Origin of the sequence: Aromatoleum diolicum, from assembly GCF_012910955.1 — a bacterium.
Classification (GTDB): domain Bacteria; phylum Pseudomonadota; class Gammaproteobacteria; order Burkholderiales; family Rhodocyclaceae; genus Aromatoleum; species Aromatoleum diolicum.
The window spans coordinates 1-1045 of sequence record NZ_WTVQ01000110.1 but is presented as its reverse complement, the minus strand read 5'-3'; the positions used below and the strand labels follow the sequence as shown (position 1 = coordinate 1045).

Sequence of the window (1045 nt, the reverse complement as noted above, 5' to 3'; positions counted from 1 at the left end):
CGAGGCTGTGTAAAAACGGTCGATGTTGTATGATATCTGCATTGTTATCAGCGTGATCAGTGACCATGAAGCGCTTCGTCGAAGGTCAGAGCCGCACACAGGAGGCGCTGCTGCCCGAGAGGCTGGATGACTTCGTCTCCGAGACCAATCCGGTTCGGGTCATCGATGTCTTCGTCGATGAACTCGATCTGCGCAAGCTAGGCTTCGCCGGCGTCGATCCGGCGGCGACCGGACGACCCGCCTATCACCCGGCGGCGCTGCTCAAGCTCTACATCTACGGCTACCTGAACCGGATCCAGTCGAGCCGACGCCTGGAGCGCGAGGCGCAGCGCAACCTGGAGTTGATGTGGCTCGTCGAGCGTCTGACGCCCGATTTCAAGACCATTGCAAACTTTCGCAAGGACAATCCGAAGGGGATTCGCGGTGTCTGCCGCCAATTCGTCGTGCTGTGCCGGGAACTGGGACTCTTTGCCGAGGCGGCGGTCGCAATCGACGGCAGTAAGTTCAAAGCAGTCAACAACCGCGATCGGAACTTCACCAGCGCCAAGCTGCAACGGCGCATGCAGGAGATCGAATCCAGCATCGAGCGTTACCTCGTCGAGATGGATACCGCCGACCGGCAAGAGCCGGCAGTCGCGCAGGCGAAGAAGGAGCGGCTGCAGGACAAGATCACGACCCTGAAGGCGCGGATGAAGGAACTCGAAGCGATCGGCGTCCAGCTCGAGAACACGCCCGACAAACAGATCTCCCTCACGGATCCCGACGCCCGATCTATGAAAACGCGGGGCACGGGCATCGTCGGCTACAACGTGCAGACGGCCGTCGAAACGAAGAACCACCTGATCGTGGCCCACGAGGTGACCAACGATGGGCTCGATCGGGACCAGCTCAGCAAGATGGGCAAGCAGGCGCGCAAGGCGATGCGAGTGGAGTCCCTCACTGCAATCGCCGATCGGGGCTATTTCAAGAGCGAGGAGATCCTCGCCTGCCACAAAGCCGGCATCGTGCCGCTCGTTCCGAAAAGCACGACTTCCAGCGCGAAAGC

General features: G+C 60.7%; 1 protein-coding gene. It reads left to right on the top strand.

Annotated features, from left to right (window positions below; all coding sequences use genetic code 11):
- Nucleotides 1-65: 65 nt before the first annotated feature.
- On the top strand, nucleotides 66-1045 hold a 980-nt coding region (locus GPA25_RS23615; RefSeq protein WP_169262833.1), incomplete at its 3' end, for an IS1182 family transposase.